Origin of the sequence: Agarivorans sp. Z349TD_8 (assembly GCF_050870825.2) — a bacterium.
Classification (GTDB): Bacteria; Pseudomonadota; Gammaproteobacteria; order Enterobacterales; family Celerinatantimonadaceae; genus Agarivorans.
In genome coordinates this window covers 3,393,125-3,409,639 of record NZ_CP194037.2, presented here as the reverse complement: position 1 = coordinate 3,409,639, position 16,515 = coordinate 3,393,125, and the positions used below count along the sequence as shown (strand labels likewise).

Genomic DNA, 16,515 nt, shown 5'->3' with positions numbered 1-16,515 from the left:
CTAATGGATAATCCTGTTGCTAAATTAAATTTACGTCACCCCTTACATTTGTGTGCGGTGGGTTTAGGCAGTGGTCTTGCCCCCAAAGCACCCGGTACTTTTGGTACCTTGGCGGCGATTCCTTTCTACCTATTGCTAGCCCAATTACCGTTATGGCTATATTTGGCTGTATTGTTATTGTCGTTTATTTTTGGTATTTGGTGTTGCAATAAGGCGAGTCAAGCAATGGGCGTGCATGATCATGGCGCTATTGTTTGGGATGAGTTTGTCGGCTACTGGATTACCATGACTGCAGTACCACTTTCTCCGCTGGCGGTGGGTTTAGGGTTTGTGCTATTTCGAGTCTTCGATATATGGAAACCTTGGCCGATTAAACTACTTGATAAAAAGGTACACGGTGGCTTTGGGATCATGATTGATGATGTGTTAGCGGGTATTTTTGCGGCCATTTGTTTACAACTTATACTCCCTGTATTCGCTTAATACGCTTTCAGCCATACTTCTTGTGCCACCTATCGCGATTGTTGAACCGAAGCAGACAAGTAAAGTAGCATGCGCATAAAATCTACATTCTTCCTAAGATTTGAGTATATACTCTATTTTGGAAGTTAGTTGTTCGATAACTATGGCGCGAAGTCACTCGTAAAATCTCATATTTATTTCAATTTTTCCAAACCAATATTCAGTTTATTTTTATATCAAAACCGCATAACTATATTCCGCATTGCATAAATATGATGATATATCGAATCTATAATCACTTTATCTGTTTGTTTTAGCTTTTACTATATAAAATCCTGTATATGCTATTTACAGCGGCAGATAAAAATACTAGTTTAATATGGCAAAAAAGCGGATCGGGCTTGTTTAAGCTTAGCCTTACCATAAAATGAATTTTTTTTGTGAGCTAAGGATTAGGTTTAACAAAAACTAAAATTATTGGTCTATTCGCAAACACACTGAAATGTGACCATAAAGGTCACTGCTATGACATGATGTCACATGGAGAATCATAATGAAGAAAGGATTAGCGAAGCTGTCTTTAGCATTAGTTGCTGGCGCAGTAGCTATGAGCGTACAAGCTCAAACATTTGTCTTCTGTTCTGAAGGCAGTCCAGAAGGGTTTAACCCCAGTTTATATACTGCAGGAACTACGTTTGATGCGTCGTCTAAGACCATTTTTAACCGTTTGGTTGAGTTTGAGAACGGTACAACCAATGTGATCCCTGCTTTGGCTGAATCATGGGATGTGTCGGAAGATGGTTTGGAATACACCTTTCATTTACGCAAAGGTGTGAAATTCCATACCCAGAAGAAAGGTTTTAAGCCGACTCGCGATTTTAACGCTGATGATGTGGTCTTTAGCTTCGAGCGTCAGGATGATCCAAATCATCCTTACCATAAAGTCTCCGGTGGCTCTTATGAGTATTACAGCGGTATGGGCATGGAAGAATTGGTGAAAGAAATCGTCAAAGTAGATGATTACACCGTGAAGTTTGTACTAAGCAAACCAGAAGCACCATTCATCGCTAACCTTGCGATGGATTTCGCGTCAATTTTCTCAGCTGAGCAAGCCGATGCGCTGATGAAGGCGGGAACGCCAGAAAAACTGGATCTTGACCCTGTAGGCACCGGTCCTTTCCAAAAAGTACAGTATCAAAAAGACTCGTTAATTCGTTACGTTGGTAATAAAGAATACTGGAACGGCGCACCGGCTATCGACCGTTTAGTCTTCTCCATTACGCCTGATGCCTCAGTGCGTTACGCTAAGCTAAAAGCGGGTGAGTGTCATGTGATGCCTTATCCTAACCCTGCTGATGTTGAGCAGATGAAGAAAGATCCGGATATTAATCTGTTAAGTCAGGAAGGTTTGAACATTGGTTTCTTGGCCTTTAATACTCAAAAAGCACCGTTTGATAATGTGAAAGTTCGTCAGGCTCTAAGTCTTGCAGTGAACAAACAAGCGATTATCGATGCGGTCTTCCAAGGTAGCGGTAAAATCGCGAAGAACCCAATTCCACCAACAATGTGGTCTTATGACGAAGACACCGTTGATTATCCATATGATCCTGTGAAGGCGAAAGCGTTGTTGGCGGAAGCAGGTGTTACTAATCTAAAAACTAATATTTGGGCGATGCCTGTTCAGCGTCCATATAACCCTAATGCACGTCGTATGGCTGAGATTATCCAAGCCGACTGGGCGAAAATTGGTGTCAAGGCTGACATTGTTAGTTACGAGTGGGGGGAATACCTCAAGCGTACCAAGCAAGGTGAGCATGATACTGCCTTACTAGGCTGGACTGGCGATAATGGTGACCCAGATAACTTCCTAGGTGTGTTGTTAAGCTGTGATGCGGTTGGCGGTAGTAACCGTGCCATGTGGTGTTACAAACCCTTTGACGATATAATCAACAAAGCTAAGCAACTATCGGTTCAAGCGGATCGTGCTAAACTTTACAAACAAGCGCAGAAAATCTTCAAAGAGCAGGCGCCGTGGTTAACCATCGCCCACTCGGTGGCTTACAAGCCAATTCGTAAAGAAGTTCAAGGCTTTAAAGTTGACCCACTTGGCGGTCATTACTTCTATGGCGTGTCACTAAAATAGCCATATCGAAGGGGCTGGATTCAGCCCCTTTCCTTCCTTCAGACACAGAGCTGTAGTTATGTTCCAATTTATTATAAAAAAATTGATGTTGGTGGTTCCCACTTTCATCGGCATTACTCTTCTTACTTTCACGCTGATCCGGATGATACCTGGTGATCCTATCGAAGTGATGGCAGGGGAAAGAGGCGTGTCACCTGAGCGTCACGCAGCCTTGCGTGCCGAATTAGGCTTAGACCAACCCTTGTTGGTCCAATACTTTGATTATGTAAAAAACATTGCGAGTGGTGACCTTGGCCGTTCATTAATTACCAAGACACCCGTTACCGAAGAATTTCTTACGCTGTTTCCAGCGACTGTGGAATTAGCTTCTTGTGCAGCCTTGTTCGCTATTTTTGTGGGGCTGCCCTGCGGAATTATAGCGGCGGTCAAACGAGGGTCGATATTTGACCACTCGGTGATGACCTTTTCCTTAACCGGTTATTCGATGCCGATTTTTTGGTGGGCCTTACTATTAATGCTGGTTTTTTCGGTTAACCTCGGCATTACCCCAGTCTCCGGCAGGCTTGACGTGACCTATTGGATTGATGAAGTCACCGGTTTCATGTTAATTGATACCTTGTTGTCGGGTGAAGAGGGGGCTTTTGCTTCTGCTGTGCATCATTTAATTTTACCTAGTATTGTACTTGGCACCATCCCGATGGCGGTGATAGCCCGGATGACTCGCTCGTCAATGCTTGAAGTATTAGGTGAAGACTATATTCGAACCGCCCGTTCCAAGGGAATGGCACCGATGCGGGTGATCGTGGTTCATGCTTTACGTAATGCACTGATTCCGGTGATTACCGTGATTGGCTTGCAGGTGGGGATCTTACTCTCAGGAGCGATTTTAACCGAAACTATTTTCGCTTGGCCGGGGATTGGAAAATGGCTCATCGAATCGATCGGTCGACGTGATTACCCTGTCGTTCAAGGGGGCATTCTAATCGTGGCGACGATCATTATTCTGGTCAACTTGTTGGTCGACATTCTTTACGGCGTGGTAAACCCACGGATCCGTCACGGCAAATAGCGGAGTACTGTTAATGTCTGAACAAACTGTTCGCCCTGAAGTGACAGGGCCAAAAGTACAAACCCCCTTACAGGAATTTTGGAGCTATTTTAGCCAGAATACCGGTGCGGTGATTGGTTTGATTTTCATTGTCTCGATGATCTTGCTTGCGATATTCGCGCCGCTGATTGCTCCCCATTCGCCTATCGAGCAATATCGGGATGCCTTATTAATACCCCCATCTTGGGCAGAAGGCGGCAATAGCACTTATCTGTTAGGAACCGATGCGTTGGGACGAGATATTTTATCGCGTTTAATTCACGGTGCTCGGTTGTCGTTATTTATTGGTGGTCTGGTGGTGACGCTCTCTTTGGGCTTTGGTGTACTACTTGGTTTAATTGCTGGTTTCTATCGCGGTGTTGTCGAAACGATCATCATGCGGGCCGTGGACATCATGCTGGCCATGCCCAGTTTATTGTTAGCGATTGCGATTGTGGCGATCTTAGGTCCCAGCATTTTTAATGCGGCGATGGCCATCGCGATTGTCTCGATGCCTCACTATGTTCGCTTGACTCGCGCCTCAACCATTGCTGAGATCAATAAAGATTATGTGATTTCTTCGCGGGTTGCGGGCGCAGGCTCTTTTCGTTTAATGTTTATCACTATTCTGCCCAATTGCCTGGCACCGTTGATTGTGCAAGCAACGTTGGGCTTTTCAAATGCTATTTTAGACATGGCTGCTTTAGGCTTCCTTGGTTTAGGGGCGCAGCCTCCGATGGCAGAGTGGGGAAGCATGTTGGCGGATGCCTTGCAGTTTGTGCAGCGGGCCTGGTGGGTGGTGACCTTCCCGGGACTGGTGATCTTACTGACGGTGTTAGCCTTTAACCTGATGGGCGATGGTTTACGTGATGCCCTCGATCCAAAACTGAAGCAGTAGGAGATAAATCCGTGTCTTTATTAGAAGTGAACAACCTCACTGTTGAATTCGGTGATGGCCCCAATCCCTTTCGTGCGGTCGACCAAGTGGGTTACAGTGTTGAAAAAGGTGAAATTGTTGGGATTGTAGGGGAATCAGGTTCCGGTAAAAGTGTTAGTTCCTTGTCGATCATGGGGCTGATTGATTACCCAGGAAAAGTGAGTGCTGATACCTTGAAGTTTGAAGACCAAGACTTATTAGCGATATCGGAAAATAAGCGCCGAGCGATTACCGGGGCTGAGATCGCGATGATCTTTCAAGAGCCAATGTCGAGTCTCAACCCTTGTTATACGGTTGAATACCAGATTAGCGAAGCGCTGAAAATTCACCAAAGTGGTAATAAGAAGTGGCGTCGCCAGCGGGTAATCGAACTGTTGGAGCAGGTGGGGATCCCTGATCCCGAGTCACGTTTAAAAACTTACCCTCACCAACTCTCTGGTGGGATGAGCCAACGAGTGATGATTGCGATGGCGATTGCCTGTGATCCCAAATTGTTAATCGCCGATGAACCCACTACCGCATTAGATGTGACAATTCAGGCGCAAATTGTTGATCTGTTATTAGATCTACAGAAACAAAAAAATATGGGCCTAGTGTTGATTACTCACGATCTTGCTTTAGTCGCCGAATCAGCCCATCGGGTGATTGTGATGTATGCAGGGCAAGTGGTCGAAACTGGTCCTGCCGATGCTATTTTTTCGAATCCTAAACACCCATACACGCAGGCCTTGCTTCGCTCGTTGCCGGAGTCCTCTGCTGGTAAGGCGCGTTTAGATGCCTTACCCGGAGTGGTTCCCGGTGCCTTTGATCGTCCGGTTGGCTGTTTGCTCAATCCTCGCTGCGCCTATGCGAGCGATCGTTGCCGCAATGAACGACCGACGATGCAGCACGATGGCGAGCGTCAGGTGCGTTGTTTCACCCCCCTAGATGATGCTGGGAGACCAAGTGCATGAGTGACAGTATTATGAAAGCCGCAGCACTGAGTACTGTGAACACTAAGCGTGAAGTATTGGAGCCAGTGTTGTCAGTGAATGCTGTGAAAAAACATTATCACGTGAAAGCAGGGATGTTTAAGCCCGATGCGACGGTGAAAGCCCTCGATGGTGTAAGCTTTGAATTAGCGAAAGGGAAAACCTTGGCGGTGGTGGGAGAGTCGGGCTGTGGTAAGTCGACCTTAGCCCGAGTATTGACCATGATCGAAACTCCCACTGCTGGTGAGTTGTGTTTTGATGGTAAAGACATCTTAAGCTTAGGTAAAGATGCAGCGAAGGCGCTACGGCAGAAGATCCAAATCATCTTTCAGAATCCCTATGGTTCGCTCAATCCGCGTAAGAAGGTTGGAACGATCTTAGAAGAACCGTTATTGATTAATAGCAGTATGAGCAAGTCTGAACGTAAACAAAAAGCACAAGCAATGCTTGCTAAAGTTGGTTTACGTCCCGAGCATTACGATCGTTACCCGCATATGTTCTCGGGTGGACAACGGCAACGTATCGCGATTGCTCGTGGTTTAATGCTCGATCCAAAGGTGGTGGTTGCCGATGAGCCAGTTTCTGCCTTAGATGTGTCGGTACAGGCACAGGTACTTAATCTGATGATGGATCTGCAAGAGGAGATGGGCTTAAGTTATATCTTTATTTCTCATGACTTATCGGTAGTGGAACACATCGCTGATGAAGTGATGGTGATGTACCTTGGGAAAGCGGTTGAATATGCTAGTTGTGAAGAGTTGTTTGCCAATCCCAAACATCCCTATACTCAGGCTTTGTTGTCGAGTACACCGCGGCTAAACCCGGCGCATCGTCGAGAGAAGATAAAGCTGGAAGGGGAATTACCCTCACCGCTAAATCCGCCTGTGGGCTGCGCTTTCCATGCGCGTTGTCGTTATGCTAAGGAACGTTGTTACGCCGAGCAACCGTCGTTGGTTGTTGATGGTCTAGCTCAGGTAGCTTGTTTTGCTCGAGAAGAGGGGCGAATAGCCTAAGTTATTTGAAAACCATGACAAGCGGGCGAGTCCCGCTTTTTTTATTGCTTAATCCGGTGTAACTTAGCCAGAAAGCTAAGAAAGCCATTAGGATCTCCGATTGCGTAGTCGTTACAAAGCAAGATTAAAGCATTTAGGCTTGATGCTAGTGTTAAGCTGTATTGGGCTGACTCAGGTAGAAGCCAAATTATTAGTTTGGGGGACCGCGTTTCAGACAAGGCCAAGCGCTATCGTGGACGAAGTTGACGCCAATAGTAACTTCATGAATCATCTATTATTTGATCCACTTTTTTTACTCGATCAACAGGGCCGAGTAACCCCGCGTTTGGTGACTAAATGGAAAGTTATTTCGCCAACCCAGATCCAATTTCAGTTACGGGAAAATGTGGATTTTCATTCTGGAAACCGCTTAAGCGCAGAGGATGTAGCATGGACCTTTGAACAATTACGTTATCTGCCCCACCTACAAGCACTATTTGCCCCCATTAAGAGCATCACTGCGCTTAACCAATTACAGTTTGAAGTTCGCACCTATCGACCATTTTCAGAACTTATACAAAGGCTTAGTTTTATTTTTCCGGCGGATAAACAGTTCTATTTATCCCATTTAGAGGAAGGTTCTGAATCATCAGAGCAGTTACCAATTGTATCGGGCACTGGACCATTTAAGTTAAGTCGCTATGTGCCAGGAATTGTGACGGAGTTTAGTCTTAACTCTGACTATTGGCGGGCGAATCGAGGCAACATTACTCAAGTTAAAGTGGTGCCGATCAAGCAGGCAACAATGCGTATGGCGAGTCTATTCTCTCGTGATGTTGATATAGTTGATCATGTGCCAGATAGTTATGTCGATATGCTAAATAAAGATAAGCAATTACGGGTGATCCAAACCGAAGGATTGAAATGGCTGGCTATTGAACTGAATCAAAGGCATCCCGCTTTGGCCAATCGGGTGGTGCGCCAAGCGCTTAATCTAGCCATTGATAATGTTCATCTAGCGGAGGTACTTGGGCCTTATACTGTGGCTTCCACTCAACTCAGTATTCCTGGGCAACTGGGTTATAACTCGAATTTAGTGCCACGTTATAACTTGCAGCTGGCGCATCAATTATTGCAGCAAGCTGGCTATGCAAAAGGTTTTCAATTGAGTATGGCAGTACCAAAATGGATCTTTGAAGATAACGCCAAGGTGGTTCAGCAGTTAGTGACGATGCTGGATAGAGTCAATATTAATTTGCAGCCGGAATGGCTGGATGAGCAGCAATATCAGCAAAGTATTGAGCACTGCAGTAGTGATGTAATTTTAACGCGTCGTCAGAGTGATGCAGGAAATGTTTTAAGCATCGCTCGCTCGATGTTTTTGCAAGATCCTGAAAGCTATGCAGAGCCCAGTCGATGTGCCAGCTATCAAAGTGATAAAGTTGAACAGCTTATCTTAGCTGGCGAACAAGAGTTGGATGAAGTGAAACGGGCGAAGATTGTTCAAGTTCTAGAGCGACAACTTTATCAAGAAGCGGTGTTTGTGCCACTTTATTGGCAACGCACTATTTGGGCAATAAATCAGCAGGTTAACTTTGAAAGTATTAATCCTGCGAGTCCAGTTCCTTTATTTGAACATCTAGAACAGTTTAATTAATCGTCAATCATCAAGTGACTAAGCAACACGCGCTGGGGCGAGTGACTCAATCACTGATGTCGACTTTGTAAGGCGCTTAGTTAAAGCCTTGAGATTTTAGGCTAAAAGCTTCAATTTGTTGACGGATCCCGTCACTGTCTAGTTTTAACAGCTGATAGATTTCTGCTTGGCTGCCTTGTTCGATGAAATGATCGGGTAAACCGATATTTAACACCTGCACTTGGTTGAGCTGCTCAGCGAACAAAAACTCGTTGACCGCTGAACCGGCACCGCCCTGAATCGCATTTTCTTCCAAGGTGACCAGTAGTTGGTGTTGACCCACGAGGCTACGAATACAATCTTGGTCGAGAGGTTTGATAAAACGCATATCGATTAAACTGGCGTCTAAGGCTTCCGCAACGGGCAGGGCTTTGGCTAATAAACTGCCAAAGTTCAGTATCGCAATCGAGCGACCTTTTCGGATGCTACGCGCCTTGCCAATTTCTAGCGCCTGCATCTCTGGGTTGATGGGGCTGTTATCTGCCCCTCCTCGAGGATAGCGCACCGCTGCCGGGCCTTGATGTTGATAGCCAGTATAAAGCATTTGTCGGCATTCATTTTCATTGGCTGGAGCCATAATCACTAAATTTGGAATGGCTCTGAGATAACTCAGATCGAAGGCTCCTTGATGGGTTGGGCCATCAGCACCAACAATTCCGGCGCGGTCGATAGCAAATAATACCGGTAAGTTTTGAATGGCTACATCATGAATGACTTGGTCATAGGCACGTTGTAAAAAGGTACTATAAATGGCGACCACAGGCTGGTAGCCAGCAATTGCCAAACCTGCTGCAAAGGTTACCGCGTGTTGTTCTGCAATCGCAACATCGAAGTATTGTTCGGGAAATTGTTTGGAGAAGCGCACCATACCTGAGCCTTCTCGCATGGCAGGAGTGATGCCCATCAGCTTATCGTCTATTGCCGCCATGTCGCATAACCAGTCGCCAAATACCTTTGAAAAAGTGGGGGCAGAGCCCTTGCTTTTAGGTAGGTTATCTTGGCTCGGGTCAAATTTGGGAACCCCGTGATAACCAATCGGATCCTGCTCTGCGGGTAAGTAGCCTTTGCCTTTTTTGGTCATAATATGTAGCAACTGCGGACCTTTAAGGTCGCGCATATTGCTTAAGGTTCTCACCAAGCCTTTGACGTCGTGTCCATCGATAGGGCCGATGTAGTTAAAGCCAAATTCTTCGAATAAGGTGCCTGGGACAACCATTCCTTTCAGGTGTTCTTCGGCGCGGCGGGCGAGCTCTTTAATGGGTGGCATGCCGCTGAGTACTTTTTTCCCTCCTTCTCGAAGTGAAGAATACAGCGATCCGGATAAAATATTTGCTAAGGAATTGTTTAATGCGCCGACATTTTCAGAAATCGACATCTCGTTGTCGTTTAAGATCACCAGCATGTCATTGTGAGCGGCTCCCGCGTGGTTGAGGGCTTCAAAGGCCATGCCGGCGGTAATTGCGCCGTCGCCAATGACCGCGACTACTTTACGGTCTAATTGTTCTTTCTCGGCCGCTATGGCGATGCCTAGGGCTGCACCAATCGAAGTGCTGGAATGCCCCACGCTGAGCACATCATATTCGCTTTCTTCGCGCCAAGGGAAAGGGTGTAGTCCCTTGAATTGGCGAATGGTCGACATTTGCTCACGGCGACCAGTGAGGATCTTATGCGGGTAAGCCTGATGGCCGACATCCCATACCAGTTTATCGAAGGGAGTATTGTAGACATAATGTAGCGCAACGGTGAGTTCTACTGCACCGAGTCCTGAGGCCAAATGGCCACTCGATTGGCTGACACTGTTAAGCAAATATTGGCGAAGTTCATCACACAGCTGAGGAAGCTGTTGTAGCTCTAGTTGACGTAATTGTTCTGGCAAATCGGCTAAGGCTAAAGTTGGGTAATTTTTTATATTCAGTGTCATAAAATGCTTATCGTTTTTTATCGTCTGCGACTAGTTGTCTCGATGCACGACATAATCCGCCAAAAGGGCGAGCTGTTCGCCATTGTAAGGCAAAGTCTCTAAGGCTTGAAGTGCTTCTTTACCAAGAGTTTCGGCTTTTGCGATAGCGCCCTCGATACCCAATAAACTGGGGTAGGTACTTTTATTTAAAGCTTGGTCTGAGCCCTGTGGTTTACCTAGGGTATCGGTATCGCTAATAATATCTAAAATGTCATCTCGGACTTGAAATGCCAAGCCTAACGCGTCGGCGTACCGAAGCAAGGCTTGCTGTTCAGCATGGCTGATATTGGCACAAATTGCGCCCATCATGACCGCTGCCTGAATCAATGCACCAGTCTTATGTTTATGCACGGTTTCTAACTGTGCCAGCGTAACCGTTTGGTCGGTCGCCGCAATATCTAAGGCTTGTCCGCCACACATGCCATTGTAACCTGCCGCTTGGCTCAATACTTTTAACATCGCCACTTTTTGCGCATCATTCACGGGGGCTTCGGCGAGTAAGTTGAACGCGAGGCTTTGTAAGGCGTCTCCAGCTAAGATGGCGGTTGCTTCATCGAAGCTGATATGACAGGTCGGCTGGCCGCGACGTAATGCATCATCATCCATGGCTGGCAAGTCGTCATGAATTAAGGAATAGGCATGAATACATTCAACTGCGGCCGCCGCGGCATTCAATGCCGCCATTGGGGCTTGATTGAGTTGGCCCACTAAATAGACCAATAGAGGACGGATCCTTTTTCCACCTAATAATAGACCATGCTGCATCGCCGCTAATAAACGGGGATCACTGACGGGCTGCTGCTGTAATACCTGTTCTAAATAGGTATTGATTTGTGTTTGATAGTGGCCGAGAACATGAGCCAATTTGTGATTCACTCAGTGGGCTCCTGTGTTAAGGGCTCTAAGCTATCTCCATGGTGTTGTTGGCGGAGAATCTCGACCTGTTGTTGAGCCTGCTGCAACTTACTTTGTCCTGCATTGGCTAGACTAATGCCGCGTTCAAATTGCTTGAGAGAATCTTCAAGGCTCAGTTCACCTTGTTCTAGTTGTTGAACAATATCTTCGAGTTCGTCTAAGGTCTCTTCAAACTTCATTTTTTCGGGTTTTTTGGCAACCATTGCTAAGGCCTCCATGATGCTTCTGCTGGCGCAAACTTACCCTAGGCGTTTAGGTAGGTCAAACTTGTGATTCAAGTATTTTAATTTCGGTCGATAAATAAAGAACGATAGACTTTTTCAAGATATTGATAAACGAACACAAAAATACCTTCGATTCTGTTTTGAGAGTAGACTAGTATTAGTTTAATTAGAGTTTCCAGGCTACCGGTTAAAAGGAATAAGTAGTGGATTTAGCAACGCTGATCGGGATTATTGGTGCATTCGCGTTCGTTGTAATGGCGATGGTGATGGGGGGCGGGATTGGGATTTTTGTCGATGTCCCCTCGATATTAATTGTTTTTTGTGGCTCTTTGTTTGTTGTATTGATGAAATACAATTTAGGACAGTTTCTGGGGGCTGTGAAAATAGCTGTAAAGGCTTTTATGTTTAAGACCGATAAGCCTGATGACTTAATTGAGCGCTCGGTGGAGATGGCTGATGCAGCTCGTAAAGGTGGTTTTCTAGCTTTAGAAGAAGCAGAAATTACCAATCCCTTCATGCAAAAAGGCATCGATATGTTAGTTGATGGGCATGATGCGGACGTGGTGCGCGCTACCATGGAAAAAGACATTGCGCTAACCACCGAACGGCATGAGTTTGGTGCTGGGATTTTTACGGCCATTGGCGATGTAGGGCCAGCGATGGGGATGATTGGTACTCTGATTGGTTTGGTGGCGATGCTATCCAATATGGATGATCCAAAATCGATTGGACCTTCGATGGCGGTCGCGCTGTTAACCACGCTTTATGGTGCGGTTTTAGCTAACATGGTCGCGATACCGATTGCCGATAAGTTGCGCTTACGAGCGGGTGAAGAAAAGCTCAATCGTAGTTTAATTTTGGATGCGGTTTTGGGAATTCAAGATGGCCAAAACCCGCGGGTCATTGAAGGTGTTCTGAAAAATTACCTTCCTGAAGGCAAGCGTTCTTTGGGTACCACTGACGAATAGGTGATTGAGTATGGAAGAACCTTGCAAATGTCCTCCTCCTGGTCTGCCTGCATGGATGGGTACCTTCGCTGATCTAATGTCTTTATTAATGTGTTTCTTTGTATTGCTTTTGGCATTCTCTGAAATGGACGTAATGAAGTTCAAGCAGATTGCAGGCTCGATGAAATATGCCTTTGGGGTACAAAACTTACTTGAAGTGAAGGATATTCCCAAAGGGACTTCGGTGATCGCTCAGGAGTTTCGCCCTGGTCGGCCAGAGCCAACTCCGATTGAGACCATTATGCAACAAACCATTGATATGACTCAGGCAAAGCTTGAATTTCATGATGGTGAAGAAGCCGATGCCGGGGGCCAAAATAAGACTGGGGAACAAAGCGGTGGACGGGCCACGGCCACTCAAGCGCAGTCTGCACAAAGTCAGGCTCAGCAGCAGAGTCAGCAGAATCAAACGGCTAAGCGGATTGCTCAACAACTGCGCGATCAAATTGAAGACGGGGCGATTGAAGTTGAGTCTCTGGGCCAACAGATTATCATTCGGGTCCGAGAAAAAGGAGCCTTTCCTTCGGGTTCGGCATTCTTACAACCTAAGTTCCGTCCAGTGATCCAGCGGGTTGGGGAAGTGATTAAAGATATCCCCGGGGTTGTCACAGTCTCTGGGCATACGGATAATCAACAAACTGAGTCGGAATTGTATCGTTCTAACTGGGATCTCTCTAGCCAGCGAGCGGTTTCGGTGGCTCATGAATTGATTAAAGTGAAAGGGTTTGACGAAAATCGTCTGATTGTTAGCGGTATGGCCGATACCAAACCTTTGGTTAAAAATAACACCGAAGAGAATCGTCGACGTAATCGTCGAGTGGAAATAGGTATTATGCAGGGGAAAGCGGCGCAATCGGGTGAGATTGCGGTCTCCGAGCAATAATCTTTTTATAGCGTATTTGGTAAATAGCCGTGATTAATTTCGTCTTGAAACGAATCGCGGCAATCGTGTTTTGTTTGCCGCTTGGCGAGTGTCTGTTTTCAATTCCAAGCATATTTTCTGTCGTTCTTGGTGAACGAAGTCTTCCCTGTTAAGGGGGCTTTTTCTTGTCATCTCTTGTTTGCATGTTATCTCCCTGTTTGGCTGCGCGTTTAAGTTTGGGTCTACATTAAACAAAATTGGCTCGTTGGCTGAACTCGCGTTATAATTCGCGGCCAAATTTGTCGAGGCCCTGAGTTATGAAGTTTATCGTTAAACTATTCCCTGAAATTGCTATGAAGAGTAAGCCGGTGCGCAAGCGCTTTAGTAAGATCCTTCAAAGTAATATTCGTAACGTACTCAGTCCTATTGATGAAACGATTCGGGTGCGCTTAGATTGGGATCGGATGGTTGTTACTTCTCGTAACGATAGCGAACAAAACCGAGAGGCCTTGATTGAAGCTCTGTCGTCGACCCCCGGTATTGTCCATTTCTTAGAAGTGTCTCAGCAAAGTTATACCGATTTACATAGTTTGTATGAACTCACTTACGACGTGTGGAAAGATCGGCTCAAAGATAAAACCTTTTGCGTGCGAGTAAAGCGCAGTGGCAAACAAGACTTCTCATCGATTGAAGTGGAGCGTTATGTTGGTGGTGGTTTAAATCAACATTGTGAGAGTAATGGGGTTCGGCTTAAAAACCCAGACGTGACCGTGAAATTGGAAGTAACCGATGATTGTGTTTACCTAGTGCAGGCAAAACATCAAGGTTTGGGTGGGTTTCCAATTGCCACTCAAGAAAGCGTATTATCTTTAATTTCTGGTGGTTTTGATTCTGGTGTGTCCAGCTACCAGCTGATTAAGCGAGGGGCGAAGGTTCATTATTGTTTCTTTAATTTGGGAGGCCGGGCCCACGAATTAGGCGTGAAGCAAGTTGCCCATCATCTTTGGAAACGCTTTGGCTCTTCACATCGGGTTAAATTTGTTGCCGTTGATTTTGATCCGGTGGTGAATGAGATCTTGGAAAAAGTTGAAAACGGCCAAATGGGGGTGGTACTGAAACGGATGATGGTACGCGCAGCCTCCAAGGTGGCTCAACAACTCGATATCCCTGCCTTGGTGACAGGTGAAGCTGTGGGCCAAGTTTCCAGCCAAACCTTAGTGAATTTAGGCATGATTGACCGAGTTTCCGAAACATTGATCCTGCGGCCACTGATTGCAACCGATAAACAAGATATTATCGATATTGCCAAGCGTATTGGCACCGGTGATTTTGCTGAAACAATGCCAGAGTATTGTGGGGTAATTTCGAATAAACCGACCGTGAAGGCGGTTGAGTCAAAATTATTGGCAGAAGAAGAAAAGTTCGATTTTGGCATTTTGGAGCAGGTTGTCGAAGCATGCCGGATCACCGATATTCGAGACATTGTGAAAGAATCCGATGCGCAAATTCACCAAGTTGATATTGTTGAACTTGAAAATGACAAAGAAGCGGTTGTATTAGATATTCGCTCACCAGAGGAGCAAGAGCTCAAACCTTTTACCATGGATAAGGTGGCGGTGATTCATCTTCCCTTCTTTAGACTGGCCACTCAATTTGGCGACTTAGATCAGAGCAAACATTACCTGCTGTATTGCGATCGTGGCGTCATGAGTAAACTGCAAGCTTTGTACTTACAAGATGCTGGTTTTAGCAATGTAGGCGTCTACCAACAATAGTCGCTTTGTGCTTGAGCAGCACAAACTATTTCTGTGAGTGAAATATAAAAGTAATTAAAAAATAAAGTATTTTGTCCTTATTTGGTATTTTTGAAGGCTTTTACTAGATACACCATCAAAAAATGGCTTTGGTCACACTGTTCGCCCCTATTTGGTATAGACTTAAATTAGGTTTATAGCAAAAGGGGTAGGCGTATGAGCGCGCTATTTTTAGTTTCTGTTATTGGTGAAGATAAACCAGGCACACTCAATAACTTGGCTGATTTGACCCACTCCTACCAAGGAACTTGGTTGAGTAGTCGAGTGGTGAACCTTGATGGCCAGCTTGCGTGCATCTTTAAAGTGCAAGTACCGCAAAAGAATAATCAAGCCTTGCAACAAGCCCTTCAAGATCTGCCCGATGTACAATTAAGTATTCGTGAGTGTAAGGCTGCCCACCTTAGTCGTGCTGATGCGGTGAGCTTAGTGATTGATGCGGAGGACCGCCCTGGTTTGATTAATGATATAACCCGTTTATTGATGGGGCATGGGGTGAGCGTCAATAAGTTAGAGTGTCATCGTATGAGTGTGCCAGATGCTGGAGAAAACGTATTTACCGCAGAGCTTGACTTGATGATCCCTGATAGTGAAAACACTCTAAACATCATTGCTGAGATTGAAGGTTTACAAGAGCAAATGGTGGTGAACCAAACTGCTTAGAAGCTTGCTTTAAACGTCACCAATAGGCAACGGTTTGCTGCCTATTGGTATATAAGTGCGAATTGCTGCTAGCTTATATTAAAGTCTTTTACTGCATTCAGAATACTGCGGATACTATACTGACCAATAAATTTGCCGTCTTTTACGACTGGTAATCTGCGGCGCTTATCGTTGATGAGTTTTTCGGCAACGGCGAGGATATCCATATCTGGGCTCACGCTATCCACTTCTTCGGTCATAAATTCTTTTACCATGCCACCGATCTCTCCATGATAGGTGCCTTTTAGGATGGCTTGTAAACAGTCTATCTCAGAAATTACCCCTACGACTTCACGCTGTTCGTTGAGCACAGTTGCACCCGATACCTTAGCAGCTAACATGATATCAATAGCTTCAAAAAGTGAGGTCGCCGGTTTTACTGTTACCGGATTTTTGGTCATGTGGTCGATTGCTCTCATAGAACTTAAGGCCATGCTTTTTTTCCTTAAAATTGCAGGGTTTGTTTTGTATCAACATGCCCTAGGTATGAATAAAAAACACTTTTTTGTCTAGTTATTTGTTTGAAAAAGTAGCTCAACTTAAAAAAACTTAAGTTGTTTTGTGTTTATTGTAGTTGCTATGTTGCAAGGTGGCTTCGATTTTCATCAGGCGGCATCTATTGAGCCAGTGGCAAATTTAAAATTTTCTCGATTTTTCAGCTATAAATGTTGGATGGCGCTAGTGGATGGCTTGAGTTTGGCAAACGACAAAGAGAGTTCTAATTACGCCAATGGGTGAGGTGATTT

15 protein-coding genes are annotated in these 16,515 nt (G+C 45.4%); 11 read left to right on the top strand and 4 right to left on the bottom strand.

Features of this window, described 5'->3' with window-relative positions; translation table 11 throughout:
* The first annotated feature begins 3 nt into the window (after positions 1-3).
* The 7 genes from ACRRS1_RS15375 to ACRRS1_RS15345 all read left to right on the top strand — a co-directional run bounded on the left by ACRRS1_RS15375 (position 4) and on the right by ACRRS1_RS15345 (position 8,249).
* The gene (locus ACRRS1_RS15375; RefSeq protein ID WP_432467435.1) at positions 4-483 is read left to right on the top strand and encodes a phosphatidylglycerophosphatase A family protein; all 480 of its coding nucleotides are present in this window, start codon (positions 4-6) and stop codon (positions 481-483) included.
* A 532-nt stretch (positions 484-1,015) separates the two neighbouring features.
* On the top strand, positions 1,016-2,605 hold the full coding sequence (locus ACRRS1_RS15370) for an ABC transporter substrate-binding protein (protein WP_432467436.1): 1,590 nt from the start codon (positions 1,016-1,018) through the stop codon (positions 2,603-2,605).
* Positions 2,606-2,663: 58 nt separating this feature from the next.
* Positions 2,664-3,674: an ABC transporter permease subunit gene (locus ACRRS1_RS15365; RefSeq protein ID WP_432467437.1), complete on the top strand. Its 1,011-nt coding sequence runs from the start codon at positions 2,664-2,666 to the stop codon at positions 3,672-3,674.
* 13 nt (positions 3,675-3,687) lie between these two features.
* On the top strand, positions 3,688-4,590 hold the full coding sequence (gene dppC, locus ACRRS1_RS15360; protein ID WP_432467438.1) for a dipeptide ABC transporter permease DppC: 903 nt from the start codon (positions 3,688-3,690) through the stop codon (positions 4,588-4,590).
* 11 nt (positions 4,591-4,601) lie between these two features.
* Positions 4,602-5,582, top strand: coding sequence for a dipeptide ABC transporter ATP-binding protein (gene dppD, locus ACRRS1_RS15355; protein ID WP_432467439.1), 981 nt, complete (start codon positions 4,602-4,604; stop codon positions 5,580-5,582).
* Positions 5,579-6,613, top strand: coding sequence for a peptide ABC transporter ATP-binding protein (locus tag ACRRS1_RS15350; protein ID WP_432467440.1), 1,035 nt, complete (start codon positions 5,579-5,581; stop codon positions 6,611-6,613). The genes dppD and ACRRS1_RS15350 overlap by 4 nt, the downstream gene beginning before the upstream one ends.
* Positions 6,614-6,713: 100 nt before the next feature.
* Entirely contained in the window at positions 6,714-8,249 is a 1,536-nt protein-coding gene (locus ACRRS1_RS15345; protein ID WP_432459809.1) for an ABC transporter substrate-binding protein, read from the top strand.
* Between the two features lie 76 nt (positions 8,250-8,325).
* Here the strand turns inward: ACRRS1_RS15345 and dxs are convergent, their stop codons facing one another.
* Genes dxs through ACRRS1_RS15330 form a run of 3 tightly spaced genes read right to left on the bottom strand, consistent with a single transcriptional unit; the run spans position 8,326 to position 11,366 of the window.
* Positions 8,326-10,209, bottom strand: a complete 1,884-nt coding sequence (gene dxs / locus ACRRS1_RS15340) for a 1-deoxy-D-xylulose-5-phosphate synthase (protein ID WP_432467441.1) — start codon at positions 10,207-10,209, stop codon at positions 8,326-8,328.
* A 30-nt stretch (positions 10,210-10,239) separates the two neighbouring features.
* Positions 10,240-11,124, bottom strand: coding sequence for a (2E,6E)-farnesyl diphosphate synthase (ispA, locus tag ACRRS1_RS15335; protein WP_432459807.1), 885 nt, complete (start codon positions 11,122-11,124; stop codon positions 10,240-10,242).
* Positions 11,121-11,366: an exodeoxyribonuclease VII small subunit gene (locus tag ACRRS1_RS15330; RefSeq protein ID WP_432452322.1), complete on the bottom strand. Its 246-nt coding sequence runs from the start codon at positions 11,364-11,366 to the stop codon at positions 11,121-11,123. The genes ispA and ACRRS1_RS15330 overlap by 4 nt, the downstream gene beginning before the upstream one ends.
* A 224-nt stretch (positions 11,367-11,590) precedes the next feature.
* Here ACRRS1_RS15330 and pomA point away from each other — a divergent pair, with 224 nt between their 5' ends.
* The 4 genes from pomA to ACRRS1_RS15310 all read left to right on the top strand — a co-directional run bounded on the left by pomA (position 11,591) and on the right by ACRRS1_RS15310 (position 15,730).
* Positions 11,591-12,355, top strand: a complete 765-nt coding sequence (gene pomA, locus ACRRS1_RS15325; protein WP_432452323.1) for a flagellar motor protein PomA — start codon at positions 11,591-11,593, stop codon at positions 12,353-12,355.
* Positions 12,356-12,365: 10 nt separating this feature from the next.
* Positions 12,366-13,277: a flagellar motor protein MotB gene (locus ACRRS1_RS15320; RefSeq protein ID WP_432452324.1), complete on the top strand. Its 912-nt coding sequence runs from the start codon at positions 12,366-12,368 to the stop codon at positions 13,275-13,277.
* Between the two features lie 296 nt (positions 13,278-13,573).
* A complete protein-coding gene (gene thiI, locus ACRRS1_RS15315) occupies positions 13,574-15,031 on the top strand; it encodes a tRNA uracil 4-sulfurtransferase ThiI (protein WP_432467442.1) in 1,458 nt (485 codons plus the stop codon).
* 195 nt (positions 15,032-15,226) lie between these two features.
* Positions 15,227-15,730, top strand: coding sequence for a glycine cleavage system protein R (locus ACRRS1_RS15310; protein WP_432467443.1), 504 nt, complete (start codon positions 15,227-15,229; stop codon positions 15,728-15,730).
* A 68-nt stretch (positions 15,731-15,798) separates the two neighbouring features.
* Here ACRRS1_RS15310 and ACRRS1_RS15305 read toward each other — a convergent pair whose 3' ends face one another.
* Entirely contained in the window at positions 15,799-16,203 is a 405-nt protein-coding gene (locus ACRRS1_RS15305) for a CBS domain-containing protein (protein WP_432452327.1), read from the bottom strand.
* Between the last annotated feature and the right edge of the window lie 312 nt (positions 16,204-16,515).

Excerpts from the sequence above, each read along its gene's own strand:
- thiI (WP_432467442.1), top strand. The coding sequence starts at position 13,574 with ATGAAGTTTATCGTTAAACTATTCCCTGAAATTGCTATGAAGAGTAAG.
- ACRRS1_RS15305 (WP_432452327.1), bottom strand. The coding sequence starts at position 16,203 with ATGGCCTTAAGTTCTATGAGAGCAATCGACCACATGACCAAAAATCCG.
- ACRRS1_RS15370 (WP_432467436.1), top strand. The coding sequence starts at position 1,016 with ATGAAGAAAGGATTAGCGAAGCTGTCTTTAGCATTAGTTGCTGGCGCA.
- dppC (WP_432467438.1), top strand. The coding sequence starts at position 3,688 with ATGTCTGAACAAACTGTTCGCCCTGAAGTGACAGGGCCAAAAGTACAA.
- ACRRS1_RS15330 (WP_432452322.1), bottom strand. The coding sequence starts at position 11,366 with ATGGTTGCCAAAAAACCCGAAAAAATGAAGTTTGAAGAGACCTTAGAC.
- ACRRS1_RS15365 (WP_432467437.1), top strand. The coding sequence starts at position 2,664 with ATGTTCCAATTTATTATAAAAAAATTGATGTTGGTGGTTCCCACTTTC.
- ACRRS1_RS15310 (WP_432467443.1), top strand. The coding sequence starts at position 15,227 with ATGAGCGCGCTATTTTTAGTTTCTGTTATTGGTGAAGATAAACCAGGC.
- dxs (WP_432467441.1), bottom strand. The coding sequence starts at position 10,209 with ATGACACTGAATATAAAAAATTACCCAACTTTAGCCTTAGCCGATTTG.
- ACRRS1_RS15350 (WP_432467440.1), top strand. The coding sequence starts at position 5,579 with ATGAGTGACAGTATTATGAAAGCCGCAGCACTGAGTACTGTGAACACT.
- ACRRS1_RS15375 (WP_432467435.1), top strand. The coding sequence starts at position 4 with ATGGATAATCCTGTTGCTAAATTAAATTTACGTCACCCCTTACATTTG.
- ACRRS1_RS15320 (WP_432452324.1), top strand. The coding sequence starts at position 12,366 with ATGGAAGAACCTTGCAAATGTCCTCCTCCTGGTCTGCCTGCATGGATG.